This is a genomic window from Mesorhizobium sp. WSM4976 (assembly GCF_029625685.1).
GTDB lineage: Bacteria > Pseudomonadota > Alphaproteobacteria > Rhizobiales > Rhizobiaceae > Mesorhizobium.
On sequence record NZ_JARTVT010000019.1, the window covers coordinates 32,945 to 58,499 of the forward strand.

The window sequence follows — 25,555 nt, forward strand, 5'->3', positions numbered from 1 at the left end:
TTCGGAGAACGATGCGGACCAGACGTCGAGGCCATTCGCCGCTCTCAGCCGGCTTTCGCCGACGGCAGGACCTTCATGACCTTGAACAGCTCACCCATCGCATCGGGGCCGGCCAGGCGTTCGACCGCGTCGGAAATGGCCTGGCGTGTCCCTGCATCGGCATGGGCGCCGAGCGTGCCGGCGCGTTCGAGCAGGCCAATGCCGAGCAGGAATTCGCCTTGGGTCGACAATTGCACGTCGAGACCGTGCGCGCGCACTATCTCGGCAAGGCTGGCGAAATCGACATGGGCGGTCAGGTCGGCTTCGCCTGGATTGGCCAAAACATCCTCGCGCTGGTGATGGCGCAGCGCCTGGAAAGTGTCGCCGATCCCCGGTTGCAAATGGCCGTAGTCGATGATGAGGCCGGCGCCGCCCCGGCCAGCTATGCGTTCGGCGATCTGCGACATGAGGGCCGACCGGGCAGGCGCCACTTCGACGATGGCGCCTTGCGGGGCATCGGCGGCGTCTGGTGGCAGCAGTGCCGGGTCGACAGACCCCGCTCCTGCGAAGAAATGCAGTTCGTCGGCGCCATCGAGGCCGACCACACGCTCGCGCCAGCCCGCGCCGACATAGACGAACTGCCGGATCGGCACGGCATCGAACAATTCGTTGCCGACGATGAAGAGCGGCTGTGGCGGCAGCGTGTCGAGGTTCTGGTGCCAGGCAAGCGCAACGTTCTGCCCCGCAAGCGTCTGCTTCTGCATCTCAGCCAGGCGCGGGCTGGTCTCGATCATGGCGAAGGAAGCGCCGGCCACCAGCGCCGGGTCGAGCCGCGACCAGGTGCGCAGCATATCCTTCATCAGCGTGCCGCGGCCGGGACCGATCTCGGCAAAGGTCGCGGGCAGGGGCCGGCCGGCGCCTTGCCAGGCCTGGTAGAGCCAGACGGCGACGAGCTCGCCGAACATCTGGCTGATCTCGGGCGCGGTGATGAAATCGCCGGCGGCGCCGAAGGGCTCGCGCGTCGTGTAATAGCCCTCGTCGGGATCGAACAGGCAGAGCGCCATATATTCGCTGACCGGGATCGGCCCCGCCGCGCCGATCAGGCCTGTGATGCGCTCCTTCAGCCGGGTCATGCCGCCCGCGGCTGTGGCGTCGGCTTTGCCGTGACCATGGCCCAGATGCCGGCGAGCACCATCGGCGTGGACAGGATCATGCCCATGGTGAGCCAGTTGGTGCCGAGCAGATAGCCGAGCTGCTGGTCCGGCTCGCGGAAGAACTCGACGAAGATCCGCGACAGGCCGTAGCCGCAGATGAAGGCCCCGCCGACGAAGCGCGGTGTCTTCAGCTTCAGGCGCCAATGGGTGAGGAAGCGCAACACCAGGAACAGCACCAGGCCTTCGAGCAATGCCTCATAGAGTTGGCTGGGGTGGCGGGTGAACGGGCCGCCATTGGGGAACTCGATCGCCCAGGGCATATCGGAGGGGCGGCCCCACAGTTCCGAATTGATGAAGTTGGCCACGCGTACCAGCCCAAGGCCGACCGGCACGCCGGCTGAGACGACGTCGAACAGCGTCCAAGTATGGATGCCACGCTTGATCGAGAACAGCGTCATGGCGAGGATGACGCCAAGCAGGCCGCCATGGAACGACATGCCGCCCTGCCAGACGGCGAAGATGTCCAGCGGATGCGCGATATAGCGCGGCAGGTCGTAGAACAGCACGTAGCCGGTACGTCCGCCGAGCACGACGCCGATGGCCGCCCAGACGATGAAATCGTCAAGGTCCTCGGGCTTCATCGGCAGATGGCCGTCCGGCCAGAGGCGTGCGTTGGTGACCAGCCGTTTGGCATACCACCAGGCAAAGAGGATGCCGACGATGTAGCCGACGCCGTACCAATGCACCGCCAGCGGCCCAATATGGACGATCACCGGATCGATGTTGGGGAAGGGCAGGGAGGCCAGCGGCAGAAGGAAATATTCGCTCAACACGGTCTCCAGGGCGTGGTCATGTTCGGGCGCGGACCATGCGGCAGGGTTTTGGCGCGGTCAAGGCAAGGCTTCGCTTGCATTCCGCTCCGCGCGCCACTACGTCAAAACCATAAAGCGAGGATCTGCCATGTCGACCGGACCGAACCGCATTCTCGATGAATTCGCCAAGCTGATGACCGACGCCGCCGGTGCCGCGCAAGGCGTTCGGCGCGAGGTGGAGACGGCGTTCCGGGCGCAGGCCGAGCGCATGCTGAATTCCATGGATGTGGTGCAGCGCGAAGAATTCGAGGCCGTGCGCGAGATGGCGGTCAAGGCGAGGGAAGACAACATTCAGTTGGCGACGCGCGTCGAGGCGCTCGAGGCCAAGCTCGCCGAACTGACCGGACAGGCCGCACCTGCGGGTGCTGGAAAGCCCCGCGCAAAAAAATAATCGTTAAACTTTTCCACATAGCGCGATCCGAAAAATCGCTTTGCCGTGAATCGCTTACCGGCATTGCATGAATCTTCGTGACAGCCACCTTTCCACATGCGGATGACGCAGTGCGAAAAATTAGGCTGTTCACGCGACTCCCGATCAATAGACTGAATTTGTTGCATGATTCGAGCAGGGTCGTGCGCCGGGCGGTGGGGTCCGGTTGGGTCTTTGCGTTGGAAAGTCCTGACCGTCCGAGTTCTAGACAAGATTGTTCGTCGTGTGTGCCCCGCGGAGCGTGTGGCGCTCCCCTGAACACAGGAAGCATTCATGGAACTCCTCGAACTCGAAATCTCCCGCGAAATCCACCCGGTGGACGTCATCGAGCAGGTGGCCCACAACAACGACTGGTCCTTCGAACGAGCCGGCGACGACGAGATTTCAATTTCGGTGGCCGGCAGTTGGACCGATTACCACGTCTCTTTCTCATGGATGGAGGATTTCGAGGCGCTGCATCTGGCCTGCGCTTTCGACATCAAGGTGCCGGAGACGCGCGCGCTGGAAGTGATGCGGCTGCTCTCGCTGATCAATGAACAGATGCTGTTCGGGCATTTCGATCTGTGGGAGCAGGAGGGTGCGATCATGTTCCGGCAATCGCTGCTGCTTGCCGGCGGGGTCGAGCCGTCCAGCCAGCAGGTCGAGGTGCTTCTATCGTCCGCGCTCGAAGCCTGCGAATGTTATTTCCAGGCCTTCCAGTTCGTCGTCTGGTCGGGTACATCGGCCAAGGACGCGCTTTCCAGCGTGCTCTTCGAGACCCACGGAAACGCCTGAACCAATCCGATATCGCCGATGAGTTCCAGCAGCGAACGCAAGCCCGAGATCAGCTTTGCCGATTTCGACCGTATCGATATCCGTGCCGGCACGATCGTAGAGGCGGAGCCGTTTCCAGAGGCGCGCAAGCCGGCTATCAAGCTGAAGATCGATTTCGGCCCGGCCATCGGGGTAAAGAAGTCATCGGCGCAAATCACCAAATACTACGCGCCGGAAACGCTGGTCGGCCGCCAGGTCTTCGCGGTGGTCAATTTCCCGCCGCGCCAGATCGGTCCGTTCATGTCCGAAGTGCTCACGCTCGGATTTCCCGATGAAGAGGGCGCGGTGGTGCTCGGCGCCATAGAGCGCAAGGTGCCGGATGGCGGGCGCCTATTCTAGGACGAGCCTGGGGCGACCCGTAGCTAGCCTGTCCTGGTCGGCGCGTCTACTTGTGATCCCCAGTGCTTCGTCGACCACGTCGAGGAACATTTCGGCGCAAGCCTTCCAGCTGTATCGCATGGCGCGCTGGCGCGCTTCCGCGCGATCGACACCAAGCGCCTTCATTGCCGCCGCGCCCAGATCGTTCGACACGGCTCCGCCGACACCGTCGCCGACAATGTCGATCGGTCCGGTCACCGGATAGGCGGCCACCGGCGTTCCGCTGGCCAGCGCCTCGATGATGACGTTGCCGAAGGTGTCGGTGCGGCTCGGAAACACGAAGACGTCGGCCGAGGCGTAGATCTCGGCCAGCTCGTCGTTCGGGCGATGGCCGAGGAAATGCGCGTCGGGATAGCGCGCCCTGAGCTTTGCCAGTTCCGGCCCTTCGCCGACGATAACCTTGCTGCCCGGCAGGTCGAGATCGAGGAAGGCGGTCAGGTTCTTCTCGATCGCGACGCGGCCGACGCACAGGAAGACTGGGCGCGGAAATCGGGTTTCCTTGCGCTTGTCGGGCCGGAAATGGTCGGTGTCGACGCCGCGCGTCCAGGGCCTCAGCTTGTTGAAGCCGCGCGCCGCGAGATCGTCCGCCAGAGATTGCGTGGCGACAAGCGTGCCCTGTCCGGAATTGTGGAAATCGCGTAGCCAGTTGTAGGCCCAGCTTTCCGGCACCGGCAGGCGGGCGCTGAGATATTCGGGAAAGCGCGTGTGATAGCTGGTGGTGAAGGGGCGGCCCACCTTTCGGCAATGGCGGCGCGCCATGATGCCGAGCGGACCCTCGGTGACGATATGGATATGGTCGGCCTTGCCGGCCTCGATCAGCCGCGCGATATGGCCCGGAGTCGTCAGCGCGAGCCGGATGTCGGGATAGGTCGGCATCGGCAAGGTGCGGAAGAGGTTCGGGGTGAGGAAATCGAGCTGGACGTCGAAGGGCCTCAGGGCCTCGGTGAGGCGCTCCAGCGTGTGCACCACGCCATTGACCTGCGGCCGCCATGCGTCGGTGACCATCAGGATGCGCATGGCGATCCTTCGAAGGGATTCTTGAGCGCGCCGGCCCGGTGCCGGAACGGCAGCCAGGCAGCTGCCCGCGCCTCGCTCCAGCGCACCCGGGCGGGCACGGGATCGAAGCGGGGCGGCAGGGCAGAATCAACGAGGGTCGCGCGCTTCATGCGCGCTCTTGACCATGATTTCATGACGGGCGGATGAAGCTGTTTTCTGATTGAGCATGATCTTGTCCGAACCGATGGTCGGTTCGGGATCATCCTCTGGCTAGGCGGGCACCTTGATCACGGCGCGCAGGCCGCCGAGCGGGCTGTCCTCAAGGCTGATGTCGCCGCCGTGACTGCGGGCGATGTCGCGGGCGATCGACAGGCCAAGTCCGGTGCCGCTGGCGTCCAGGTTGCGGGCCTCATCGAGCCGCAGGAAGGGCTTGAACACCTCTTCACGCTTGTCAGGCGCGATACCTGGCCCATTGTCATCGATGGTGACGATGAGCGAGCCGCGACCGTGATTGGCGTGGACCTCGACGGTCTTGGCATAGCGGAACGCGTTGCCGATGACGTTCGAAAGCAAACGGGCAAAGGCGTTCGGCCGTACGTGCACGGCCGGATCTCCTGTCAGTGTCGTCGTGAGCTTGCAGCGACGCAATTGCGCTTCCTCGCCGAGCTTCTGGAAATAGGCGTTGAGGTCGAAACGGCCGGTATCCTCCGCAGCCTCGCCACGAGCAAAGGAGAGATAGCCTTCCAGCATCGACTGCATGTCGTCGATGTCCTGGTTCAGGGCGGCCTTGGTCTCCGCCTTTCCGCCGGCCAACGCCAACTGCAGCTTGAACCTTGTGAGGATCGTCCTGAGATCGTGGCTGACGCCGGTCAGCATGGCTGTACGCTGCTCGATCTGGCGCTCGATACGCTCACGCATCTGGATGAAGGCGAAGCCGGCGCGACGGACTTCCTCGGCGCCGCGCGGGCGGAAATCGCGCGGCATCGGCCGGCCCTTGCCGAAACTCTCGGCGGCCTCGGCGAGCGTCAGGATCGGCCTGATCTGATTGCGCAGGAAGGGGATGGCGATCATCAACAGAACCAGCGAGGTGCCGACCATCCACATCAGGAAAATGTGGGTGTTCGAGGCATAAGCCTGGCTGCGCCGCACGAAGACGCGCAGCACCTTGCCTTCGAGCTGGACGCGGACCTCGACGACATTGGAGTTGCCGACCGTGTCGATCCAGAACGGACGGTTGATCTGTCTGGTGATCTCCGACGACAGCGCCTCGTCGAGGATTGAGAAGAACGGCTTCGGGCCGGGCGGCGGCAGCGGATCGGGCGGCAGTAGATCCACCTTCAATTGCATGCGATCCTGGGCGATGCGGATGATGTTGGCGTAGTCGGCGTCGTGGGGATAGGTCTCCATCATGTCGATGACGGCCGCTATGTCCGAGATAGTCGCCTGCGACAGGCGCTGGGTGACCGTCTGCCAATGGCGTTCCATGAACACGAAGGCGACCACCGACTGCAGCAGGATCATCGGCGCTATGACAATGATCAGCGAGCGGGCATAGAGCCGCTTCGGCATGTAGAGCGCTATCAGGCGCCAGAACCGATTCCAGGCGCGCGGCATCGCCCTCAGCGTCCGCAGCGCGAAATCGCCGGTGCCGCCTCCTTTCGGCTTGTCCAGTTGCGTGGTCGCCATTCGCCCTTCCGCACGTCGATGGCCTGTTCAGCAAAGGGCCTTCGACGGTAGTTTATTCGACGCTGAGCCGATACCCAATACCGCGCACCGTCTGCAGCCACACCGGATTGGACGGATCGCGCTCGATCTTGCGGCGCAGCCGGTTGATCTGCACGTCGATGGTGCGCTCGCCGACATCCGATTCATCGCCCACAAGCTCATGGCGCGGTATGGTCTCGCCCGCCCGCGCGGCGAAGATCGCGAGGATCTCCTGCTCGCGGTCGGTCAGCTTAAGCGCCTCGCCGCCGCGCTTCAATTCGCGCTTGGCGATCTGGAACGTGTAGGGCCCGAAAACCAACTGCTCCACCTTCGGCGTCGCCGCCGGGCCGCCACGGCGCAGGATGTTGTTGATGCGCAGGATCAGCTCGCGCGGATCGAACGGCTTCGGCAGGTAGTCATCGGCACCGGCTTCCAGCCCGGTGATACGGCTGTCGGTCTCGGACAGCGCCGTCAGCATCAGGATCGGCACGTTCTTCTCGGTCCGCAGCGCCTTGGTGAGATCGACGCCGGTTTCCCCCGGCATCATGACGTCGAGCACCAAAAGGTCGAAGTCGAGGCCGGCTAGCTTGCGCCTGGCCTCGCCGGAATTGCCGGCGACCGTGACGCGAAAGCCGTTCTCGGACAAATACTGCTTTAGCAGGTTGCGGATACGCGTGTCGTCGTCGACGACCAGAAGATGCGGCGCGTCATCGTCGGGCGCGGCCGGATGATCGACCTTCTCAATGGTCTCCATGGTTCTTCCCCGATGTTTGCGCAGGCACAATGTCGATCTGCGCTCTTAGTTCCGGATTGACCATCGCTTCCAGGAATCGCTCGATTGTGGCGCGTTCGGTGGCTCCGGAATCCTCCAATGCCGCACGGATGCGGCGCGACTGTGGCCGCGCCAATGCCAAGGCCAGCGCGCGGCCCTTGGCGGTCGGGTAGAGCTCGCGCTGCCGGCGGTCGCGCGGCCCCTGCACCTGGACGATATGGTCGGTGTCGATCAACTGCTTCAATACCCGCGCAAGGCTCTGCTTGGTGATCTTCAGCACATCAAGCAGTTCGGCGACGGTGAGGCCCGGCCTGCGGTTGACGAAGTGCAGCACACGGTGATGGGCGCGGCCGAAGCCATAATCAGCGAGGATCTGGTCCGGGTCGGAGGTGAAATCGCGATAGGCGAAGAAGAACAGCTCGATGATGGCGAAGTCGATGCCGTCCTCATCGGCGATCGCCGTCCTGATCGGTTTTCCGGCTGCGGGGCTCGTCATCACTTCTCCATGCGAGGCGGGAATTATGTCAGTACTATTGACGTAATTTCCGGGCAATGATAATTTTTGACAAGCTTTTCGGCGGATTGCGAACGAAAAGGGAGGAGGAAGCCGTTTTTCCGGAACTTCCTGAGTTTGCCACGAATTGAATATCCGCCTACGCTTCCAAGCACTGGCCAGCGTTTCGGATCCTGTGACGGGACCGGCACTAAGGCCATAAACACAACGATTTGCGGGCGGCAGCCCGCGGGAGGTTTCAATGGCATCCGTTCCCTTCGATCAACTGGACGGCTTCATCTGGATGAACGGCGAGTTCGTCAAATGGGCCGACGCCAAGATCCATGTGCTGACCCATGGCCTGCACTATGCCAGCGCCGTCTTCGAGGGGGAGCGCGCCTATGGCGGCCAGATCTTCAAGCTGACCGAGCACAATGAGCGTCTGCATGAATCGGCGCGCCTGCTCGGCTTCAAGATCCCCTATCCGGTCGCAGAGATCGACGAGGCCTGCCGGACGCTTTTGAAGAAGCAGGGCTTCCAGGATGCCTATGTGCGCCCGATCGCCTGGCGCGGCAGCGAGCAGATGGGCGTCTCGGCGCAGAACAACCGCATCAATTGCGCCATCGCCATCTGGCAGTGGCCGAGCTATTTCGACCCTGCGCAGAAGCTCAAGGGCATTCGCCTCGATGTCGCCGAATGGCGCCGGCCTGATCCACGCACCGCGCCGTCGAAGTCCAAGGCCGCCGGCCTCTACATGATCTGCACGCTGTCCAAGCATGCCGCCGAGGCCAAAGGCTATGCCGACTCCATGATGCTCGACTGGCGCGGCCAGGTGGCGGAAGCCACCGGCGCCAACATCTTCTTCGTAAAGGACGGCAAGATCCATACGCCGACGCCCGACTGCTTCCTCGACGGCATTACCCGCCGCACGGTGATCGGTCTGGCCAAGGACCGCGGTTTCGAAGTGATCGAGCGCGCCATCATGCCGGAAGAACTCGAAGGTTTCGAGCAATGCTTCCTGACCGGTACCGCGGCCGAGGTAACACCGGTGTCGGAGATCGGTCCATACCGATTCGAGGTTGGCGAGATCGCCAAGACGTTGATGAATGACTATTCCGCTGCGGTGCAACCAAAGCATGCGATAGCCGCAGAATAGCGATAGTCACAGCTTTTTTGTGCAATAGGGGCGGTTTTCGGGCCGCCTTTTTTATTTAAGCCTTCATGCATTTGACTTTCGAACGGTTCGGCGTCTCATGATCGTGTCGGCCCTAGGAGGCAGGCGGCTATGGAGGGACTAGTTACATGGACAGCAATACGATTATTCAGATCGTTGTACAGGTAATTGCCGGCGTTATCGGCGGCCAGGCGGTCGGCGCGGCGCTGAAGCAGGCGGCGATGGGCCAGCTTACCAAAATCCTCAGCGGCGCGATCGGCGGTGTCGGCGGTGCGGCCATCCTTGGCAGTCTGCTGGGCGGCGGTGGTGTCGACGCGGCGGCCGCGGCGGGTGGAATTGGCAGCGCGCTCGACCTGAAGAACCTTCTCGGCGGCGTGGGCGGCGGTGCCATCCTGACCGGCATCATCGGCGCGGTCATGAATGCGATGAAGAAATAAGGGCTCTCGCTTCAAGTTTTCAGATGGGCGGCTTCGGCCGCCCATTTTCGTCTCGGGGATATTTGGCCTGGCCGGCAGTGGACGGCGTTTGCCCGCCTGTCTACATCAGGGCGACAAACGGAGCGTTCCGGACTTTTCCTGGAATGGCTCGAGAAAGGAAAGCCATGGGTCAGCTCAATGCCGGCATCGTGCCGGTCACGCCGTTCCAGCAGAACTGCACCATCCTGTTCGATATGGACGACAAGAACGGCGTCGTGGTCGATCCGGGCGGCGATATTGACCAGGTGCTCAAGGCGCTCAAGGACAATGCCATCAAGGCCGGTGCGATCTGGATAACGCATGGCCATATCGACCATGCCGGCGGCGCGATGGAACTGAAGGATGCGCTGGGTATTGATATTATCGGCCCACATGAAGCCGACAAGCCACTGCTTGCCAATCTCGAGAACCAGGCCAAGCGCTTCGGCCTTACCGATCCGGTTCGCAATTGCGTGCCGGATCGCTTCCTTGCTGAAGGCGAGACGGTGTCCTTCGGCAATCATGTGTTCGAAGTGCTGCATTGCCCGGGGCATGCGCCCGGCCACGTGGTCTACTACAACCGCGCGGCCAGATTCGCGCATGTCGGCGACGTGCTGTTCCGCGGCTCGGTGGGCCGCACCGATCTGCCCGGCGGCGACCACGCCGCGCTGATCGCCTCGATCAAGGACAAGCTTCTGCCGCTTGGCGACGATATCGGTTTCATCTGCGGCCATGGGCCGGGCAGCCGTTTCGGCGATGAGCGGCGGACCAATCCCTTTCTCACCTGACCCGCATGCAAAGAAAAAGCGCCGCTGCAGGCGACGCTTTTTTGGGCAGGGAACCCTGGATTTGCTTAGTTCGCGACGCAGAAATGCTGGTCGCCGTCGCTGCCGGTGAAGGTGCCGGTCCGCGAATTGAAGGTGCGGTAGCGATCTGAGCAATATTCGTACCAGGCCCGGGTCCACGGCTCGGCATAGCGGTCGGCATAGACGACGCGCGGCTGCACATAGTAGCGACGCACCGGCGGGTCGACATAGTAGTCGTCACCATAGGACGGTTCGTAATAGCGCGGCCCGGGGTTGCTGAGCGCGCTGCCGATCAGGGCGCCGGCCGCGAGGCCGACAACGCCGGCGGCAAGAGCGTCGCCGCCATGATCGCGATGATGGTGCCAGCGCCAGTCGTCGGCATTGGCCGACGAGAAGGTGGCCAGGGTGGTCGCGGCAATGCCTACGCCCAGGATTGCGGTCTTGAGAAAACGGTTCATCTTCGGTCTCCTTCGCGCCGGCCCGCGCATTCTTGGGGATACGGACCGGCTTTAGCAAAGGTTAATAGAAGACCGTGGCTGAACGGAGGCTGAACGGAAATCGGCGCAAACGATTTTTTATGGCCTGGCGATTTCGTGGCCTGGCAGTCTTTCGAGACTTGGGCACAGCCCGATACCGGGCGGGAGCGCCCCCGCCTGACATAGCCTCCGTCGGATCCGTCGTGAGCGGCTCAGCCGATCGACAGATTGACGGCCTTCGGACCCTTGCCGCGCTTGTCCGGCTCGGTGTCGAATGTCACTTTCTGCCCATCCTCAAGACCGGGAAGGCCCGACGCCTGCACGGCCGAGATGTGGACGAAGACATCCTTTGCGCCATCGTCGGGCGTGATGAAGCCGAAGCCCTTGGCATGGTTGAAGAATTTGACGGTGCCGGTCTGCGGCATGGGAAACTCCTTTGATCCCATCAAGTCAAGTCTCGGGCCGGCAAATTGCCCGAGAGGAAATTTGTCCTTTATTTTAGCGTCATCGGCAAGAGAAAGTTTTCGCCTGCCGATCCAAGCATTTGCGCGCGAAAAAGGCGCGACGGTTCGGTCGCGCCTTCGCAATTTCGAGCCTGTCCAAAAGCCCGTTTATGACCTGCCGCATCATTGCATCCGCAAGGACAGGCGATTGCGCCGGTCAGGCGGCGCGCAGGTTGACCGCCTTAGGGCCTTTGCCCATGCGGTCCGGCTCGACGTCGAAGGTTACCTTCTGGCCGTCGACCAGCGTGCGCAGGCCGGATGCCTCGATCGCGGAAATGTGGACGAATACGTCCTTGGCGCCGCCATCGGGCGTGATGAAGCCGAAGCCTTTGGTGGCGTTGAAGAACTTTACGGTACCGGTCTGGGCCATTGGGGAAACTCCTTCACCCGTGTCAGTCTTGTGGTTTGCCCGCTGCCTCGCGCCTTGGGCAAATCCCGGTGGTTGCTTCGGCGGTCATGCATTCGCGCATGGTCAAAACCCCCCGCCGAAAAACGGGGCTGTCAGAGATTCACACTTGTCGGGGAAAGGTCGTCCAAAACGTTCCGCTCTCCGGGTCGTAAATGCCCGAACGAGGAAATTTATTACACGGAAACGTGATGGTTGCAAGACGACGGTCGCGGGCGGCCTGCGGCGCGTCCAACGATGGGCCTCGATAGACCCCGTGCCGGCATGGGTCATCGGCCAGAGAGGGCCCAAGCATGGGCCAGCGAGGGTTGTCGGCCAAGCCTGGCGGCGCCACAAACGGCGGTTGCGTTCACCGCGAAATGCAAGGATATCGCGTGCCGGCGCCACCGAACCGGGATGGAGGAGGAGGGACAAATGCGATTTCTTGCGGTCTCGCGTCAAGGCGCTGTCATTTTCATCCTGTCCGCGCTGCTGGCGGCCTGTACGGTGGTCGTCGACGATGGGCCCCGGCCGCGCCCGCCCGGGCCGCATCCGCAGCTTTGCACCATGCAATACCAACCGGTCTGCGCCCGGCATGGCGGCGATCGCCAGACCTTCGCCAATGCCTGCCTGGCTGAAAGGGAAGGATACCGCATCGTGCGTGACGGCCCTTGCCGCGACGGCGGTGGCGGAGGCGGCGAGCAGACGTTCTGCACGCGCGAAGACGCCCGGTCTGCGCCAGGCGCCACGGGCGAGTGCGCAGCTTCCCGAACGCATGCGAGGCCCGCGCGGCGGATTACCGCATCGTCGGCGACGGACAGTGTTGAGAAGCAACGCGGTGTCGGTCTCAACAGACGGGTATAGACACGGCAACACGCGTGGTGTTGCTTAGCCTTGAATCTCTTGCCCGCATGGCTTAGGTCCGGCGGACCAACAAACACGGCAGGTTTCCCATTAACAGAGATCAAAGAAGAGCGGCGAATGCGGGCGGCAAGTCAGGAACGGCCAGCCCGCTCGACCCCTATGTGCAACGGGCGCTGCAGCTGCACCAGGCCGGACGCCGTCAGGAAGCCGAGTCGCTCTATCGGCAGGTCCTGGGGCAGCAGCCGAACCATGCCGCCGCCTTGCACTTTCTCGGACTGCTGCTGCACCAGACTGGACGCAGCGAGGAGGGGCTCGAACTCATCGAACAGTCGGTGACGCTGCAGCCCCAGAACGCTGACTTCCTCAACAATATGGGCACCGTCATGCGCGACCTCGGTCGGGTCGCCGCCGCGGTCGATTTCTTTCGCGGCGCAGTGGATATCAAGCCGGACCAATTGGCCGCGCGCGACAATCTCGGTTCGTCGCTGAAGCAGCTCGGCCAGTTCGATGCCGCCGAGGAGATCTATCGCGGCACGATCGGCCGCAACCCGTTCCATGTCCGCGCCCGCATGGGGCTTGCGGAAACGCTGCAGGAGGCCGGGCGACTGGATGAGGCGATAGCCCTGTTCCGCGAGTCCCTGTCGATCCGGCCGAAGGATGCTGAGCTGCTTTACGGGCTGGGCGTGGCCATGATGGAGAAGGGCAAGCTCGGTGAAGCCGCCGATCTTGCCAGACAGGCGGTGGCGGTTGTTCCCGGCATGGCCAAGGCCTGGCTGCTTTTGAGCCAGGTCAAGCGTCAGACCGATCGCGACAAAGAGCTATCCGGCATGGAGGCCGAGCATGCCAAGGCGCCGCAGGGCAGCCTGGCGCGCATGCAGCTTTCCTTCGGTCTCGGCAAGGTCCACGACGACCTCAAGGACTATGGCCGCGCTTTCGACTATTTCGCCGAGGGCAATGCCATCCGTCGCCAGGGCATCGACTACGATCCGGTCCGCACGCGCCGCGAATTCGAGGCGATGAAGGCGGCCTTCGACACGGCCTTCTTCGAGAAGCACCGGACAAGCGATATTTCAGACGACACGCCGATCTTCGTCGTCGGCATGCCGCGTTCCGGCACCACGCTGGTCGAGCAGATCATCGCCAGCCATCCGCAAGTCTTTGGCGCCGGCGAGTTGAACATCCTGAAAACCGCGGTCGGCAAGCAGTTTCCGATGGGCATGCCGGGTGGATTTCCCGCCGGGATCGCCGACATGCCCGACAAGGCCTTCGCCGAGGCGGGCCAGGCGTATCTCGACATGCTGCATAGCCGATATCCGGGCTACCGCCATGTCACCGACAAGATGCCGGGCAACTTCATGCTGGTCGGCTTCCTGCACATGATGCTGCCGAAGGCGAAGATCGTGCATTGCGCCCGCGATGCGGCCGCCACCTGCCTGTCCATCTTCAAGGTGCATTTCCGCGGCGACAGCCATCGCTACGGCTATGAACTCGGCGAGCTCGCGGATTTCCATAACCTTTACACCGACATCATGGCGCATTGGCACAAGGTGCTGCCTGGCGTCGTGCACGATGTGCGCTATGAGGATTTCGTTGCCGACCAGGAAGGGCAGACGCGGGCGCTGATGGCATATCTCGGCCTGCCCTGGGACGACAAGGTGTTGTCCTTCCACGAGACGGATCGGCCGGTGCGCACTGCTTCCGCCGCGCAGGTGCGCCAGCCGATGTATCAAGGCTCGGTCGATCTTTGGAAGCGCTATGGGGATCGGCTGAAGCCACTGCTGGACAAGCTAGGCTGATATTAAGGTGAGGCCGGCCTGCGAACGGCGGTTCCTTGCGCTTCCGGTGCTCCTCCGCTCCGGTTCTCGGGAACAACCATTCTCGACTCGGCCTCACATCAATCTCAACCCAGCTGGGGCCGAGTTCCTCAAAGCTCGATAAATGGCTGGAAGCCGCCGAAGATCATGCGCTTGCCATCGAAGGGCATTGCGGACCAGTCCATTTTGAGACGCTTATCGGCCATCACCTTGGCCATGACCGCGTCACGACTCTCTCTGGATTCGTAGACGACCCAGGCGAAGATGACGATCTCGTCGTCCTTCGCCTGCACGGCACGCGGGAACGAGGTCAGCTCGCCATACGGCACGTCGTCGCCGATGCATTCGACATAGGAGAGCGCGCCGTGCTCCATCCATATCGGGCCTGCGATGTTGGCCAGCTTCTTGTAGTCATCGAGATTTGCCTGCGGCACGGCAATCACGAAACCGTCGACATAGGACATGGTGAAACTCCATTGCTGGAAAATGAGCGCCGGGTCGGCGGGGAGACGACCCGGCGCCTGTGAGCGCGTCAGCCATGCCGCAGGCAGGCAACGCTTGCTCGCTAGGTAATTCACTTCACCGGCGCGTTCATCGCCCAGGCGATGCCGAAGGGGTCCTTCACCTGGCCCCAGCGATCGCCCCAGAACATCACCTGCAGCGGGGTGACGACCTCGCAGCCGGCATCGACCGCGCGCTGCCACCAGGCATCGATGTCGTCGCTGCCGAGATGGAGCTGCAGTGTGTAGCCTTGCGCCGCCTGATGCGGGTGGCCGTGTTCGGGATATGCGTCGCCCAGCATCAGTGTCGAGCCGTTGACGTAGAGATGGATGTGCATGGTGCGGCCCTTGTCGTCCGGCGGATAGGCGAACACTTCCTCCGCGCCAAAAGCCTTCTTGTAGAATTCGGCGGCCTTGATGGCGCCGTCGACCTGCAGATAGGGGGTCAATCCGCCAAGGACTTTGGCGCGGGGCGGGGTCTGATCGTTCATTTTCGTGTTCCTCTTCACGGGTTTGACCTAGCTTGCGGCCCAAGGACGGACGAAGCGGCGGCGATCCTACACGCCTGCCGGAAATTTCTTAGAGGGCCGGTTCATGGCAGCCCCGGGGGACGACCCGAGGACTATCGCATTGAGAGTGCCGCTTCATATGACCTTCGCCGAGAAGGTGGCGGCGCGCCGGCTTTCGCGCGTTTCGAAAATCTCCGGAAAGCCGATGTCCTTGCGCAATTCGGCGGGCAGCGAAAGCAGGATGAGCTCGCTGCGATGACGGGCGCGAGCCGCCGCATACCGGTTGGCGAGACGACCGATGGATGACAGGACGGACATGACAATTCTCCCTGGTTGAGGCCGGCATCATCGTGTCGGCGTCCCAAGGACGGGGCGGTAACAGGCGATCCGACAGATCGCTCCAATCTTTTCAGAACACCGATGCCGCCAGCGCGGTGTCGTAATATTCCACCATCTCGATGATCTCGCCGTCTCGGATCGTCCAGAAATTGGCGGTGCGCATGATGAACTCCTCGCCGGTGGTGCGGCGCGTCATGTGGATCTCGACCTGCGCGGCAACCTTGTCGCCACCGTCGATGATCTCGACCGGGACAAAGTGCCGGTATTCGAAGTCATCGTCGAGCGCCAGGAGCCTGGAGAGGAATTCCTGCTTGCCGTGCGCGGTGCCGGCATGACGCGATTGCCGGGGATCGGCAATCCAGCGGAACACGACATCCTCGGCGCACCGTGATAAGGCACCCTCGATGTCGCGGTCCGCATAGGCTTTATAGAGATTGCTGACGATTTCCACTGCACGCATGGCCCGTTCCCTCCATGGCTGAGCAATCCAAGATGCTCCTTTTTTAGCAGATGGAAAAGCATCGCCGGCTGGCGGCAAAACCTACTGGCCGGCATTGCTTCGGATGCCGACCGGGCAGATTTATTCAGTTCGGCGTTTCGGCGACGGAGCGGAAGAACGCTTCCGGGTCGTCGACCTCGGTCAGTCTCCGCTTCTCGATCAGCCAAAAGCGGTTGCCGACGGCGCGGATGAAGGAGCGGTCGTGCGAGGCAAGCAGGCAGCTTGCCTGATGCTTCAGCAACTCGTCCTCCAAAGCCTCTTGCCCATCGATGTCGAGATGGTTGGTCGGCTCGTCGAGCAGATACAAATTGGGGTTGGTCAGCCGCAATACCAGCATCATCAGTCTCGACCGCTGCCCGCCCGACAAAGCGCCGATCTTTTTCTCCTGCATTTCGATGGCCACGCCGGCGCCGGCAAGAAGCGAACGCGCTCGCTGCTCGCCGATCTCGAACCGGCGCGACAGCATCGCCCGCGGTGTGTCTTCGCCATTGATGGCGGACAGCGCCTGGTCGCCGTAGCCGAGCACGGTAGATGGCGTCACCTTGATGTTCGCAATCGAGCCGGGTTCGACAATGGCGTCGCGGATCATGGCGATGAAGCGCGTCTTGCCGACGCCATTGCGGCCGAGCAGCACGATGCGATCGTCCTGGCAGATATGGCGCTTGCCGGTCCTGAACAGCAGCGTGCCGTCGGGGGTTTCGACCTCCACGTCCTCCAGCGTGATCAGCACCTTGGCGTGGCTGCCGCGGTTCGCCAGCCTGATGGCACCGGCCGAACGCTCGCGATGCGAGGCCACCGCTGCGTCCTCGAGCTTCTCGGCCCGCTCCTTCTTGGTCTTTACCGTCAACAGGTCGCTGCCTGAATTGATGCCGATGTTGTTCAGCTTGGCGGCCTGCTTGCGCAGTTGCTGGGCGATCTTCATGTCGCGCTCGAATTTCCGCGCCGTCGCGGCGTCGAGCTCGTCGAGCGCCTGCCTGGCGCGCGAATAGGACAGAGCGAACCCCGGCGACTCCTCCGGACGCAGGAACAGCGTGCGGTTGGTGGTGGCGTCGAGGAAAGCGCGGTCATGGCTGGCGATGATCACAGGCACGTCGCGCGGCAGCGCGTTGAGCCAGTCCTCCAACTGGCTGATCCTGGCGAGGTCGAGATGATTGGTCGGTTCGTCGAGCAGAAGCACGTCCGGATCAGTGACCCAGACGCGGGCGATCAGCGCCAGCCGCTGCCAACCGCCGCTCAGCGCGCGCATCGGCCGGCCGCGCATGTCTTCCGGCACGTCGAGCGAATCCAGCACCACATCGACCCGCCACAACTCGGTGTCGCGCTGCTCGCCCGGCAACGCGTCGGCGACGACCTCATGGAAGATGCGGCCGAGCAGCGCGTCGGGAACAGACTGCTCGACATGGCCGACGCGCAGGCCGCGTGATCGCGTGATGTCGCCGGCGGTGGGTTCGAGTTCGCCGGCCAGGCATTTGAGAAGCGTGGATTTGCCGCGGCCATTGGCCGCGACGATGCCGAGCCGGTCGCCAGCGCCGATGGTGAGGTCGAGGTTGGAGAAGAGCGGCGCACTCATGGTGACGCCGAGGGATCTGAGGCTGATCAAGGCCATGTCGATTTCTCTGGTCTTGCCGGAACGTCCGGCTGATGCACTTTGACGGTACGCTGGCCAATCAACAGATCAGCTTAGCGGCACCACGATGGGCAGACCAAAAATCGAAACGGGACGAACCCGGAGGACCGTCCGGTCAGCCCTGCAAGCAAGCTCGCAGGGCGCAAATCGGGCCACGCTGACGATGGTGATCGATAGACACGCAGCCCTCCTTTTCCAGATGTTGGAGTTGAGATGGGTACATCGGGGAGGGGCGAGTGGCAAGAAGGCGGTGGAGTACTTCCCTTTTCCGAGAGAAGAAAGAAGGTGCTACTGCCCCGGCCTCCCGGTCTTGCCCGGTCGACGCTTTTGGCGGCGCTCGTCGGCAGGGTCCTCGTAGGAGCCGATGCCCGAACGCTGGCGGACGATCGGTTTGTCGTCGCGCCCTTCGGGCGTGGGGGAAATCGGCCTTGGCTTCGCCGGTACCTTTCCTTCGACCGGCTTTTCCGTCCGCCGCACCGTCATCTCGTCGAGTGAGTTTTTCCTGAACAACGGCTTGGTGCGGTCGCCGGGGATGCCGAAGTCGGAGCCATGCGCTTCCTGTGCCGACTGCTTCTTGAACAGCGAGCGCGACACTGCGCCGGCCGGCGTCGCCATGTCCGTGCCGGGGCCCATATCGTCGATCGACGGCTTGGCGAAGAGCGGCTTCTTCAACGGCACGGCGCCGTCGGCGCCCATCTCGTCGAGATGCGGCTTGCGGAACATGTTGGGCCGGGCGGCCTTGGCCGCCTCCTCGGCAGCGCGGGCTTCGTCGAGCCTGCGGAAACGCTCCTGCTCCTCGGCCGTGCGATGCCTGGCCACGCCCTTGTTGTGCTTGCCCTTCTCGCGGCCCGATGCGGGGCTTTGGCTTTCCACCTCGCGCGCCAGCGGGTCGTCGGAGATGGCAAGCTCCATCTCGCGCAGCCGCTTGATCTCGTCTCGGATGCGGGCGGCCTTCTCGAAGTCGAGATTGGCGGCGGCGTCGCGCATCTGCTTGTCGAGCGCCTCGAGATGCGTCTTCAAATTGTTGCCGATCATGGCGCCCGCATCGTCGGTGAACTGCGAGATGTCCGCGCGGACGTGGTCCTTCTCGTAGACCGAGTCGAGAATGTCAGCGATGCGCGACTTGACCGATTCCGGCGTGATGCCGTTGGCCGCGTTCCACTCCATCTGCTTCTCGCGGCGGCGGTTGGTCTCCGCCATCGCCCGCTCCATCGAGCCGGTGATTTGGTCGGCGTAAAGGATGACCTTGCCGTCGACATTGCGGGCGGCGCGGCCGATGGTCTGGATCAGCGAGGTTTCAGAGCGCAGGAAGCCTTCCTTGTCAGCGTCGAGGATGGCGACGAAACCGCATTCGGGAATGTCGAGGCCTTCGCGCAGAAGGTTGATGCCGACCAGCACGTCGAAGGCGCCGAGGCGCAGGTCGCGCAGGATCTCGATGCGCTCCAGCGTGTCGATGTCGGAATGCATGTAGCGGACGCGGATCCCGTTCTCATGCAGATATTCGGTGAGGTCCTCGGCCATGCGCTTGGTAAGCACGGTGACCAGCGTGCGGTAGCCGAGCCTCGTCGTCTCCCGGATCTCGCCGACGACATCGTCGACCTGGCTCTTGGCCGGGCGCACCTCGACCGGCGGATCGATAAGGCCGGTTGGGCGGATAACCTGCTCGGCGAAGACGCCGCCGGACTGCTCCAGCTCCCAGCCGCCGGGCGTCGCCGAAACCGCGACGGAGAGCGGGCGCATCGCGTCCCATTCTTCGAAGCGCAGCGGCCGGTTGTCCATGCAGGAGGGCAGGCGGAAACCGTACTCGGCCAGCGTCGCCTTGCGGCGGAAGTCGCCGCGATACATGCCGCCGATCTGCGGCACGGTCACGTGGCTTTCGTCGATGAAGATCAGCGCATTGTCCGGCACATACTCGAAGAGCGTCGGCGGCGGCTCGCCCGGAGCGCGGCCGGTGAGATAGCGCGAATAGTTCTCGATGCCGGCGCAGGAGCCGGTCGCCTCCAGCATCTCCAGGTCGAAGCGCGTGCGCTGTTCCAGCCGCTGCGCCTCCAGCAAGCGTCCAGCTTTTTCAAGCTCTTGCAGGCGATGCTTGAGTTCTTCCTTGATCGACTTGATGGCTTGATTCAAGGTCGGGCGCGGCGTCACATAGTGCGAATTGGCGTAGATTTTGACGCTCTTCAGCTCGCCGGTCTTCTGCCCGGTCAGCGGATCAAACTCGGTGATGGACTCGATCTCGTCGCCGAACATTGAGATGCGCCAGGCGCGGTCTTCCAGGTGGGCGGGAAAGATCTCGATCGTGTCGCCGCGCACGCGGAACGAGCCGCGCACGAAGTTGATGTCCTGGCGCTTATATTGCTGGGCGACGAGGTCGGCGAGAAGCGACCGCTGGTCGAGCCGATCGCCGACCTGCATCTGGAAGGTCATCGCCGTGTAGGTTTCGACCGAGCCGATACCGTAGATGCAGGAGACGGAAGCGACGATGATGACGTCGTCGCGTTCGAGCAGCGAGCGCGTCGCCGAGTGGCGCATGCGGTCGATCTGCTCGTTGATCGATGATTCCTTCTCGATGTAGGTGTCGGTGCGCGGGACGTAGGCTTCCGGCTGGTAATAGTCGTAGTAGGAGACGAAATACTCGACCGCGTTCTCGGGGAAGAACTTCTTGAACTCGGCGTAGAGCTGCGCGGCCAACGTCTTGTTGGGCGCCAGGATAAGGGCAGGGCGCTGCGTCTCCTCAATCACCTTGGCCATGGTGAAGGTCTTGCCCGAGCCGGTGACACCGAGCAGCACCTGGTTCCGGTCGTTTCGGTCGACGCCTTCGACGAGGTCCTTGATCGCGGTCGGCTGGTCGCCGGCGGGCTCGAAATCCGACACCATCTTGATGGCGATGCCGCCTTCCGACTTCTGCGGACGGGCCGGACGGTGCGGCGTCCAGAGCTGGCCGTCTTTGTGCAGGGGATTGCCGGATTCGATCAGGGCCGACAGCGCCGCGACGGTGGCGGTGACGCCGCTGGACGAAACCTGCTCGGCATCCTCCAGGCTGATGTCGAGGCCGGCGACCGGGTTGAGGCCGGCGGCGGCGCGCTCCTTGGCCGAGGCCGCGCCGCCCATCGAGGTGCCGCGCGCGGTGCGCCCGGGCGCCGACGAGCGTTCGGGGATCTTCTTCGGAGCTTTCGCCTTCGGCTGCTTTTCCGCCTCGCGCTCGATCTGCCCGGCCCAATCGGAGATCGATCCGGTCAGCGGCGCTCCGGAAAACTCGGCCTGCGGCGCCTCGGCAAAGCCGCCCGTATTCAGCGGCTCGGCGGCGTCGAGGAAGTCGGTCAGCGGGCTGCGCCGCTTCGGCGCGCCGTCTTGCGAAGGCGTCTTCTTGTCAGGATGTCTGGCCATGGCCCGAATATGGGTGGACTCGGCCCAAATGGAAAGAGCCGAGTGAAATGGCGCCAGCCGGGCGCGGACGCTGCTGACAGAAGGCTGTCAGGAGCTGCGTCGTGATTTGATTGCAGGTCGACGCCAACCTCAACGGTTCATCTCCCCATTTCACCGGGGCGAAGAACCCAAGACTCAATTGAACCACAGCGCAAAGGTCAAAAAGCCGGCGCCGCCGAACTCGCGCTGGATCTGGTCGAAATCATCGCTGGTGAGGATCCTGCCGCTTTCGAGATAGGGCGCGATGCCTGGGCCGGTGATCGACAGAACGAGGTCGAAAGGTTTCGGCTCGTCGAAGAAGCGCTTCATGTTGATGCCCTTGCCGGTGATGCGGAAATGCGGCAGCAGCGCGCGGCCTTCGAGAAGGTCCTCGGCCATGGTCAGCGTGGCGAGCCAGGCCGTCACCTGCTCCTGGCCGACCTCCAGGCCGGTGAGGGGATTGGCGCCCTTCTGCTGCGGTCCCGGCAGCCATTCGCGGTCATTGTCGGTCTCGGCCAGGATCGCTTTCCAGTCCTCGCGCGAAAGCCGGATCATTTCCAGCAGGTGGCGGCGCGCGGCCCGCCGGCGCTCCGGCTCGACCACCGGCCAGTTGACGAGATGCACCAGGGAGACGAAGTCGGCGAAGCGCCATTCCGAGGCGAAGATATTGCCGCTCATCCCGCCGTCCGGCGGCACCAGAGTGTCTTGCAAAGGCAATTTCGCGCGCGGGAACAGCATGTGGAACGAGCCGTCGAACATGGCCCTGAAATCATGCGCTAGCCAGAAATCGGCCTGCGCCATCAGGAACTCGGCATAGCCTTGCAGCCAGAAACCGTCGGCGCGATCAAAGCGGAAGGTGAGCGAAGGCGCGGCAGCGCTCGTGTCGATGCTGCCATGCGCGAGCGAGGCCATGATCGCGGCGAAGCTTTCGTCGGGCGTGATGGCGCCGTCTTCGTTGAGGTCGATACCGGCGCGGGTGAGGTCGACGACCATGCCGATGTCGGCACTTTTTGGCACGGAGCCCAGCATGGCGGCGGATTTTTCGAGCCGGTCACGGAAAGAGACCAGGATGGCGCGGAATTTCTCATAGGTCAGCGGCTGCGGGTTGGGATTGTCCGGCACGGGCAGCTGCATCAGCGGCAACATGAAGGATTTCGGGCTCTCGAAGCCATGGCGATGCAAGCCGCCGGCGAGGAGTTCAAGCGCGGTGAAGAATTCACCGGCACCCGCCGCATAGGCCGAGGCCGGGTCCTTGGCCGCTGACGCCTCCAGCGTCGATAGCGCCGTGTTCCGCTCAACCACGCTCTTCGCTTCGAACATGGACTTGGCTGCGTCCGGCATCTCCGCTCGGGCGAAGGACGTCGGCAGGAATGCAAACAAGGCTGCTGCAAGGATCGCTCTACGCACTGTCATCGCCCTCCACATGCGTCATGTAGCAATCATACACGCATTCGACTCGTGGCGTCGCCCCCACACCGATTTGGCGGGCCTGCTTTCGATGCGGGGGCCGGCTTCAATCGGCCGGGCAGACAGTCTAGACAAAGCAAAACTGGACCTGCCCGTGTCGAATTATCCGCTCTCCTACAAACTGTCGTGGCTGCCACGCTTGCTGAGACCGTCGCTCGGCGGCGACAGCAATGGTTTCGCTGCGTCCAAGGCGAGGTTGATCGCTCCGTCGCCCATCCGAACCGTGCGGCTGGCGTTCGTGGGCGACATTTCGGCCGTTGCCAATCGCGATGCACCGGAATGCGATCCGGCGATTGCCACCCTGCTTTCGTCTGCCGACCTTGTGGTCGGCAATTGCGAAAGCCCGATCGTCGAACGTCCATACACGACCATGGGGACGCGGCTCGGCACGCATCATGCGATGAGCGAGAATTTCCTGGCCGATGCGCTCGCAGCCGCCGGCATCGCGCGCGACAGGCTCGTGCTGTCCTTGGCCAACAATCACGTGCTCGATCAGGGCATAGCCGGTTTCGAGGAAACGCTTGTGGCGCTCGACCGGCTCGGAATCCGAACAATCGGCACGGTTGCCGGCGGATCTGTCCAGCGTCATGCCGCCGGATCGCTGACGATCGGCTTCGCGGCCTTCACGCTCTGGCGCAACACCGGTGCCGCGCCGTTTGAGGAACGTATCTCGATGCAGGCGGCCGAATGGCCCCGCGACGCCATGTCCGGCGTCGACCTTACCTGCGCGGTGCCGCACTGGGACTGGGAGTTCCGGCATTTTCCGCGCACGGCGACTCGAGTGCTGGCGAGGCTGCTGGCGAACAAGGGCGCCGGGCTGATCGTCGGCCATCATGCCCATGTGGTGCAGCCAATCGAGCGCATCGGTGGCAGCGTCACCGCTTATGGGCTCGGCGATTTCCTCGGCACTGCCTTCGCCAAGCCGCCATGGCCCGGCCGCATAGGGTCGATCCTCATAGTCGATATTAGCGCCGATGCAGCCACGCGCGGCATGATCGCCGCCTACCGGCTGCATTTCTTCATGCGCTTAGCTAAAGGCGGCCATGAGTGGCTTGTGCCGGTGGAGGCTCTGGGCGCTGCGCTCAAGCAGCGCGTCGCGGCCCGGCTGGAGACGGTTTTCCCGATTTCGGGCAACTAGCCCCCTCCCGCGGCAGGCACATCCGACGTTCGCGCAAAAGCCGCTGTCATAAGCCGATCTCAGCGGCGGCCGGGGCGGCCATGGAAGCAGCGGATTTCATGCCGAGCGAGGCGATGATCGCGGGCATCAGGCACGGCATCGAGGAGTATGACGCGAAACGGGCGTCGGCCCGGAGACAGGTCCGCTGGCGGGTGCCCGTGTTCGTCGGCCCGTCCATCTCGGCGGCATGGTCGTCGCGGAGCTGCTCTCTTTCCAGGCGCTGAGGCCGGCGACGCAGCTGCAACAATCTTTCCGCGATACGCAGCTGCCATGATCCTCGGCTTCGTGCGCGACGTGCGCTACCGGAATGGAGTACCGGCCGAACTCGTTCGACAGGATGCTACGCGAAACACCGATCTCGGCGCCATGCTGGCCACCGCTGCGCTGGTGCGCAAGATCGGTGCAAAGGACGAGGTTGCCGAATAGACCTCAACAGTCGAAGCCGTGTTGGGTGCGCATGTACTCCGCTTCTTCCTTCGACATCTTCTTCAGCATCACGCAGACGGTGAAGCTGCCGACCTGACGGCCGTTCCTGGTGTAGCCCCAGTCGGAAATATCGTCCCGGGTGAATTCGATGTTCTGGCCGAGGACGACGTTTTGAACGATTTCCGGCTGGTTCGCCAATATGCCGACGAAGCCGGTCTCGGTCCGCTTGAAGGGGATGACCCAGAAATGCTCCGTCGCATTGCCGTCGGCGATCATCACCTTCAGCTTGAACCTGTCGGTTCCTGGCGGCGGGGCGTCGGCCAAGGCCAGGAATTCGTCCAGGCTCGACCGCGCCTTCTCGATCGCGGTAGCCATCTCGGCATCGTCGGACGCGATCATCATGGCCTTGTCGTCGCCTTCCGCCCGAGCGGGCAATGGAGCGAGCGCCAGCAGTAGGCATAACGCGACACGAACGGCAAAGGTCATGATGTCCCCCAATTCCAATTAAGGGCTCTATCTTCCTGCAATAAGTCGGCAGTATCAATCGAACCGGCCCCGCCAACATAGAATAGGTCGAATGGAACTGCGCGGAGAGGACAGAACGCGCATCGGCGATCAGGACAACGCCACCGAACGGCCTACGATCGACAAGTTCTGGGAGACCCTGAAGATTAAACTGTAGTGGTCCGGATCAAAGCCCGGTCAATCCGGCCAGCCAGCTTGCCGAGCGCTTCGCCGCGTCCACCGTAGCGCCCGCGGCGCGGCTTAGATCGGTCTTGACCACGGCATAGCCGGCCTTGGTTCGGTAAAGCACGGCGCGGCCGCCGTCGACCGACCCGTCGAAGGCGACCGGCTTCGCTGATTCCGTTTCGCTGGCGGTCACTGCTCCGCCGACGGGAACGCTCGGGCGATGGTCGAGTTCGGGCGGCAGCGGGGCGATGGTTTCGACGATGCGGTTCCTGGGCTTCAGATCCGGCCTGGATGCTTTCGCGGCAAGCTCGGAGGAAGTGGCCGAGCCCTTGGCGCGACAAATGCCCGAAACCAGCGGATAGTTGAAATTGCGCTGGTGCAACATCTGGCTCTTCATCGCCGCTTCACAGTCGGCGATCGTCGCCCATTTGGCCGGCGTCTCGCCGATATATTCGCAGAGCTTGGCGTCGCAGTCGCAGCCGACGATGGTCATGGCGACAAGGGCGGTCTTGATCACGGTCTTGTCCCTTCGAAATTGTTCCCCATCCCCACCTGCATCAATCCGCGCCGAACAAGGCGGGATTTGGCCGCGATTATGAAATGTGGATGACGGGACGTTTCCGAAGGTTGCTGAGGCGGCGACTGTGACCAAAATGCCTCAGGCAGGCTTGGCCTGTCCCAAAAGACAGTCGGCGCTGGGATTTCTCCCAGCGCCTCCCTGTCAGATCAGGAACCGGTTGAGGCAGCAACTTCCGTAAAGTCGTCGCGCCAGGCCAGCCTTGATATTGACGGTCCTGCCAGTCGCCACCCGAGGGCAGCGCCCGTTCCAGACCACGCCGATCTCCACCCTT

At 63.2% G+C, this 25,555-nt stretch carries 28 protein-coding genes and 1 pseudogene; 10 read left to right on the forward strand and 19 right to left on the reverse strand.

Annotated elements, in window-relative coordinates; translation table 11 throughout:
* Positions 1–44 precede the first annotated feature (44 nt).
* Both P9272_RS22555 and lgt read right to left on the reverse strand, forming a co-directional pair.
* Entirely contained in the window at positions 45–1,112 is a 1,068-nt protein-coding gene (locus P9272_RS22555; RefSeq protein ID WP_278162239.1) for a class I SAM-dependent methyltransferase, read from the reverse strand.
* A complete protein-coding gene (lgt, locus tag P9272_RS22560) occupies positions 1,109–1,963 on the reverse strand; it encodes a prolipoprotein diacylglyceryl transferase (protein WP_278162240.1) in 855 nt (284 codons plus the stop codon). Before lgt ends, P9272_RS22555 begins: the two co-directional genes overlap by 4 nt.
* Before the next feature lie 130 nt (positions 1,964–2,093).
* Between lgt and P9272_RS22565 the strand changes: the two genes are divergently transcribed.
* The 3 genes from P9272_RS22565 to P9272_RS22575 all read left to right on the forward strand — a co-directional run bounded on the left by P9272_RS22565 (position 2,094) and on the right by P9272_RS22575 (position 3,587).
* Complete coding sequence (locus P9272_RS22565; protein WP_128258386.1) at positions 2,094–2,396, forward strand: accessory factor UbiK family protein; 303 nt, start codon at positions 2,094–2,096, stop codon at positions 2,394–2,396.
* Between the two features lie 312 nt (positions 2,397–2,708).
* Positions 2,709–3,209, forward strand: a complete 501-nt coding sequence (locus P9272_RS22570; protein ID WP_128258385.1) for a YbjN domain-containing protein — start codon at positions 2,709–2,711, stop codon at positions 3,207–3,209.
* 18 nt (positions 3,210–3,227) lie between these two features.
* Positions 3,228–3,587, forward strand: a complete 360-nt coding sequence (locus tag P9272_RS22575; protein WP_278162241.1) for a tRNA-binding protein — start codon at positions 3,228–3,230, stop codon at positions 3,585–3,587.
* Here the strand turns inward: P9272_RS22575 and P9272_RS22580 are convergent.
* From P9272_RS22580 to P9272_RS22595, 4 genes are all read right to left on the reverse strand, one after another.
* Positions 3,579–4,643 (reverse strand): glycosyltransferase family 1 protein, encoded by a 1,065-nt coding sequence (locus P9272_RS22580; protein WP_278162242.1) that lies wholly within the window; start codon positions 4,641–4,643, stop codon positions 3,579–3,581. The genes P9272_RS22575 and P9272_RS22580 overlap by 9 nt on opposite strands.
* A 249-nt stretch (positions 4,644–4,892) precedes the next feature.
* Positions 4,893–6,308: an ATP-binding protein gene (locus P9272_RS22585; RefSeq protein WP_128258382.1), complete on the reverse strand. Its 1,416-nt coding sequence runs from the start codon at positions 6,306–6,308 to the stop codon at positions 4,893–4,895.
* 52 nt (positions 6,309–6,360) lie between these two features.
* A complete protein-coding gene (locus tag P9272_RS22590; RefSeq protein WP_128258381.1) occupies positions 6,361–7,080 on the reverse strand; it encodes a response regulator transcription factor in 720 nt (239 codons plus the stop codon).
* Positions 7,067–7,594 carry a MarR family transcriptional regulator gene (locus P9272_RS22595; protein WP_042647466.1) on the reverse strand — a complete coding sequence of 176 codons (528 nt, stop codon included), beginning with the start codon at positions 7,592–7,594 and terminating at the stop codon, positions 7,067–7,069. Before P9272_RS22595 ends, P9272_RS22590 begins: the two co-directional genes overlap by 14 nt.
* Before the next feature lie 259 nt (positions 7,595–7,853).
* Between P9272_RS22595 and P9272_RS22600 the strand changes: the two genes are divergently transcribed.
* From P9272_RS22600 to P9272_RS22610, 3 genes are all read left to right on the forward strand, one after another.
* A complete protein-coding gene (locus P9272_RS22600) occupies positions 7,854–8,747 on the forward strand; it encodes a branched-chain amino acid aminotransferase (RefSeq protein ID WP_278162243.1) in 894 nt (297 codons plus the stop codon).
* Between the two features lie 146 nt (positions 8,748–8,893).
* Positions 8,894–9,202, forward strand: coding sequence for a hypothetical protein (locus P9272_RS22605; protein WP_095817307.1), 309 nt, complete (start codon positions 8,894–8,896; stop codon positions 9,200–9,202).
* A 164-nt stretch (positions 9,203–9,366) separates the two neighbouring features.
* A complete protein-coding gene (locus P9272_RS22610; protein ID WP_278162244.1) occupies positions 9,367–10,008 on the forward strand; it encodes an MBL fold metallo-hydrolase in 642 nt (213 codons plus the stop codon).
* A gap of 65 nt (positions 10,009–10,073) precedes the next feature.
* On the opposite strand, the gene P9272_RS22615 is transcribed toward P9272_RS22610, so the two are convergent.
* The 3 genes from P9272_RS22615 to P9272_RS22625 form a co-directional block, all read right to left on the reverse strand.
* The gene (locus tag P9272_RS22615) at positions 10,074–10,484 is read right to left on the reverse strand and encodes a BA14K family protein (RefSeq protein WP_128258377.1); all 411 of its coding nucleotides are present in this window, start codon (positions 10,482–10,484) and stop codon (positions 10,074–10,076) included.
* 230 nt (positions 10,485–10,714) lie between these two features.
* The gene (locus P9272_RS22620) at positions 10,715–10,927 is read right to left on the reverse strand and encodes a cold-shock protein (protein ID WP_006202521.1); all 213 of its coding nucleotides are present in this window, start codon (positions 10,925–10,927) and stop codon (positions 10,715–10,717) included.
* A gap of 235 nt (positions 10,928–11,162) precedes the next feature.
* Entirely contained in the window at positions 11,163–11,375 is a 213-nt protein-coding gene (locus P9272_RS22625; protein WP_006202520.1) for a cold-shock protein, read from the reverse strand.
* Positions 11,376–11,825: 450 nt separating this feature from the next.
* Between P9272_RS22625 and P9272_RS22630 the strand changes: the two are divergent.
* Together P9272_RS22630 and P9272_RS22635 are read left to right on the forward strand one after the other, a co-directional pair.
* Positions 11,826–12,217: pseudogene (locus P9272_RS22630) on the forward strand (Kazal-type serine protease inhibitor domain-containing protein).
* Positions 12,218–12,415: 198 nt separating this feature from the next.
* Positions 12,416–14,050, forward strand: coding sequence for a tetratricopeptide repeat-containing sulfotransferase family protein (locus tag P9272_RS22635; protein ID WP_278162245.1), 1,635 nt, complete (start codon positions 12,416–12,418; stop codon positions 14,048–14,050).
* A gap of 128 nt (positions 14,051–14,178) precedes the next feature.
* Here P9272_RS22635 and P9272_RS22640 read toward each other — a convergent pair whose 3' ends face one another.
* The 7 genes from P9272_RS22640 to P9272_RS22670 all read right to left on the reverse strand — a co-directional run bounded on the left by P9272_RS22640 (position 14,179) and on the right by P9272_RS22670 (position 22,357).
* Entirely contained in the window at positions 14,179–14,532 is a 354-nt protein-coding gene (locus tag P9272_RS22640) for a DUF1428 family protein (RefSeq protein WP_128258375.1), read from the reverse strand.
* A 110-nt stretch (positions 14,533–14,642) separates the two neighbouring features.
* Positions 14,643–15,059 carry a glyoxalase/bleomycin resistance/extradiol dioxygenase family protein gene (locus tag P9272_RS22645; RefSeq protein ID WP_042645760.1) on the reverse strand — a complete coding sequence of 139 codons (417 nt, stop codon included), beginning with the start codon at positions 15,057–15,059 and terminating at the stop codon, positions 14,643–14,645.
* 153 nt (positions 15,060–15,212) lie between these two features.
* Entirely contained in the window at positions 15,213–15,395 is a 183-nt protein-coding gene (locus tag P9272_RS22650) for a hypothetical protein (RefSeq protein ID WP_278162246.1), read from the reverse strand.
* Positions 15,396–15,486: 91 nt separating this feature from the next.
* A complete protein-coding gene (locus P9272_RS22655; RefSeq protein ID WP_128258373.1) occupies positions 15,487–15,876 on the reverse strand; it encodes a nuclear transport factor 2 family protein in 390 nt (129 codons plus the stop codon).
* A 124-nt stretch (positions 15,877–16,000) separates the two neighbouring features.
* On the reverse strand, positions 16,001–17,521 hold the full coding sequence (locus P9272_RS22660; RefSeq protein ID WP_278162247.1) for an ABC-F family ATP-binding cassette domain-containing protein: 1,521 nt from the start codon (positions 17,519–17,521) through the stop codon (positions 16,001–16,003).
* Positions 17,522–17,830: 309 nt separating this feature from the next.
* The gene (gene uvrB, locus P9272_RS22665) at positions 17,831–20,926 is read right to left on the reverse strand and encodes an excinuclease ABC subunit UvrB (RefSeq protein WP_278162248.1); all 3,096 of its coding nucleotides are present in this window, start codon (positions 20,924–20,926) and stop codon (positions 17,831–17,833) included.
* 174 nt (positions 20,927–21,100) lie between these two features.
* A complete protein-coding gene (locus P9272_RS22670) occupies positions 21,101–22,357 on the reverse strand; it encodes a hypothetical protein (RefSeq protein ID WP_278162250.1) in 1,257 nt (418 codons plus the stop codon).
* Positions 22,358–22,505: 148 nt separating this feature from the next.
* Here P9272_RS22670 and P9272_RS22675 point away from each other — a divergent pair, with 148 nt between their 5' ends.
* A complete protein-coding gene (locus P9272_RS22675; RefSeq protein ID WP_278162251.1) occupies positions 22,506–23,549 on the forward strand; it encodes a CapA family protein in 1,044 nt (347 codons plus the stop codon).
* A gap of 46 nt (positions 23,550–23,595) precedes the next feature.
* Here P9272_RS22675 and P9272_RS22680 read toward each other — a convergent pair whose 3' ends face one another.
* Positions 23,596–23,832, reverse strand: coding sequence for a hypothetical protein (locus P9272_RS22680; protein WP_278162252.1), 237 nt, complete (start codon positions 23,830–23,832; stop codon positions 23,596–23,598).
* 26 nt (positions 23,833–23,858) lie between these two features.
* Here P9272_RS22680 and P9272_RS22685 point away from each other — a divergent pair, with 26 nt between their 5' ends.
* Entirely contained in the window at positions 23,859–24,014 is a 156-nt protein-coding gene (locus P9272_RS22685; protein ID WP_278162253.1) for a hypothetical protein, read from the forward strand.
* A gap of 3 nt (positions 24,015–24,017) precedes the next feature.
* Here the strand turns inward: P9272_RS22685 and P9272_RS22690 are convergent, their stop codons facing one another.
* Positions 24,018–24,500, reverse strand: a complete 483-nt coding sequence (locus P9272_RS22690) for a DUF2314 domain-containing protein (protein WP_278162254.1) — start codon at positions 24,498–24,500, stop codon at positions 24,018–24,020.
* Positions 24,501–24,705: 205 nt separating this feature from the next.
* Positions 24,706–25,221: a hypothetical protein gene (locus tag P9272_RS22695; RefSeq protein ID WP_278162255.1), complete on the reverse strand. Its 516-nt coding sequence runs from the start codon at positions 25,219–25,221 to the stop codon at positions 24,706–24,708.
* Positions 25,222–25,555: the final 334 nt, after the last annotated feature.

Excerpts from the sequence above, each read along its gene's own strand:
- P9272_RS22600 (WP_278162243.1), top strand. The coding sequence starts at position 7,854 with ATGGCATCCGTTCCCTTCGATCAACTGGACGGCTTCATCTGGATGAAC.
- P9272_RS22685 (WP_278162253.1), top strand. The coding sequence starts at position 23,859 with ATGATCCTCGGCTTCGTGCGCGACGTGCGCTACCGGAATGGAGTACCG.
- P9272_RS22640 (WP_128258375.1), bottom strand. The coding sequence starts at position 14,532 with ATGTCCTATGTCGACGGTTTCGTGATTGCCGTGCCGCAGGCAAATCTC.
- P9272_RS22595 (WP_042647466.1), bottom strand. The coding sequence starts at position 7,594 with ATGACGAGCCCCGCAGCCGGAAAACCGATCAGGACGGCGATCGCCGAT.
- P9272_RS22625 (WP_006202520.1), bottom strand. The coding sequence starts at position 11,375 with ATGGCCCAGACCGGTACCGTAAAGTTCTTCAACGCCACCAAAGGCTTC.
- P9272_RS22660 (WP_278162247.1), bottom strand. The coding sequence starts at position 17,521 with ATGGCCTTGATCAGCCTCAGATCCCTCGGCGTCACCATGAGTGCGCCG.
- P9272_RS22590 (WP_128258381.1), bottom strand. The coding sequence starts at position 7,080 with ATGGAGACCATTGAGAAGGTCGATCATCCGGCCGCGCCCGACGATGAC.
- P9272_RS22690 (WP_278162254.1), bottom strand. The coding sequence starts at position 24,500 with ATGACCTTTGCCGTTCGTGTCGCGTTATGCCTACTGCTGGCGCTCGCT.
- P9272_RS22620 (WP_006202521.1), bottom strand. The coding sequence starts at position 10,927 with ATGCCGCAGACCGGCACCGTCAAATTCTTCAACCATGCCAAGGGCTTC.
- P9272_RS22570 (WP_128258385.1), top strand. The coding sequence starts at position 2,709 with ATGGAACTCCTCGAACTCGAAATCTCCCGCGAAATCCACCCGGTGGAC.
- P9272_RS22655 (WP_128258373.1), bottom strand. The coding sequence starts at position 15,876 with ATGCGTGCAGTGGAAATCGTCAGCAATCTCTATAAAGCCTATGCGGAC.
- P9272_RS22565 (WP_128258386.1), top strand. The coding sequence starts at position 2,094 with ATGTCGACCGGACCGAACCGCATTCTCGATGAATTCGCCAAGCTGATG.
- P9272_RS22580 (WP_278162242.1), bottom strand. The coding sequence starts at position 4,643 with ATGCGCATCCTGATGGTCACCGACGCATGGCGGCCGCAGGTCAATGGC.
- P9272_RS22605 (WP_095817307.1), top strand. The coding sequence starts at position 8,894 with ATGGACAGCAATACGATTATTCAGATCGTTGTACAGGTAATTGCCGGC.
- P9272_RS22555 (WP_278162239.1), bottom strand. The coding sequence starts at position 1,112 with ATGACCCGGCTGAAGGAGCGCATCACAGGCCTGATCGGCGCGGCGGGG.
- P9272_RS22585 (WP_128258382.1), bottom strand. The coding sequence starts at position 6,308 with ATGGCGACCACGCAACTGGACAAGCCGAAAGGAGGCGGCACCGGCGAT.
- P9272_RS22670 (WP_278162250.1), bottom strand. The coding sequence starts at position 22,357 with ATGACAGTGCGTAGAGCGATCCTTGCAGCAGCCTTGTTTGCATTCCTG.
- P9272_RS22610 (WP_278162244.1), top strand. The coding sequence starts at position 9,367 with ATGGGTCAGCTCAATGCCGGCATCGTGCCGGTCACGCCGTTCCAGCAG.
- P9272_RS22645 (WP_042645760.1), bottom strand. The coding sequence starts at position 15,059 with ATGAACGATCAGACCCCGCCCCGCGCCAAAGTCCTTGGCGGATTGACC.
- uvrB (WP_278162248.1), bottom strand. The coding sequence starts at position 20,926 with ATGGCCAGACATCCTGACAAGAAGACGCCTTCGCAAGACGGCGCGCCG.
- P9272_RS22615 (WP_128258377.1), bottom strand. The coding sequence starts at position 10,484 with ATGAACCGTTTTCTCAAGACCGCAATCCTGGGCGTAGGCATTGCCGCG.
- P9272_RS22575 (WP_278162241.1), top strand. The coding sequence starts at position 3,228 with ATGAGTTCCAGCAGCGAACGCAAGCCCGAGATCAGCTTTGCCGATTTC.
- P9272_RS22650 (WP_278162246.1), bottom strand. The coding sequence starts at position 15,395 with ATGTCCGTCCTGTCATCCATCGGTCGTCTCGCCAACCGGTATGCGGCG.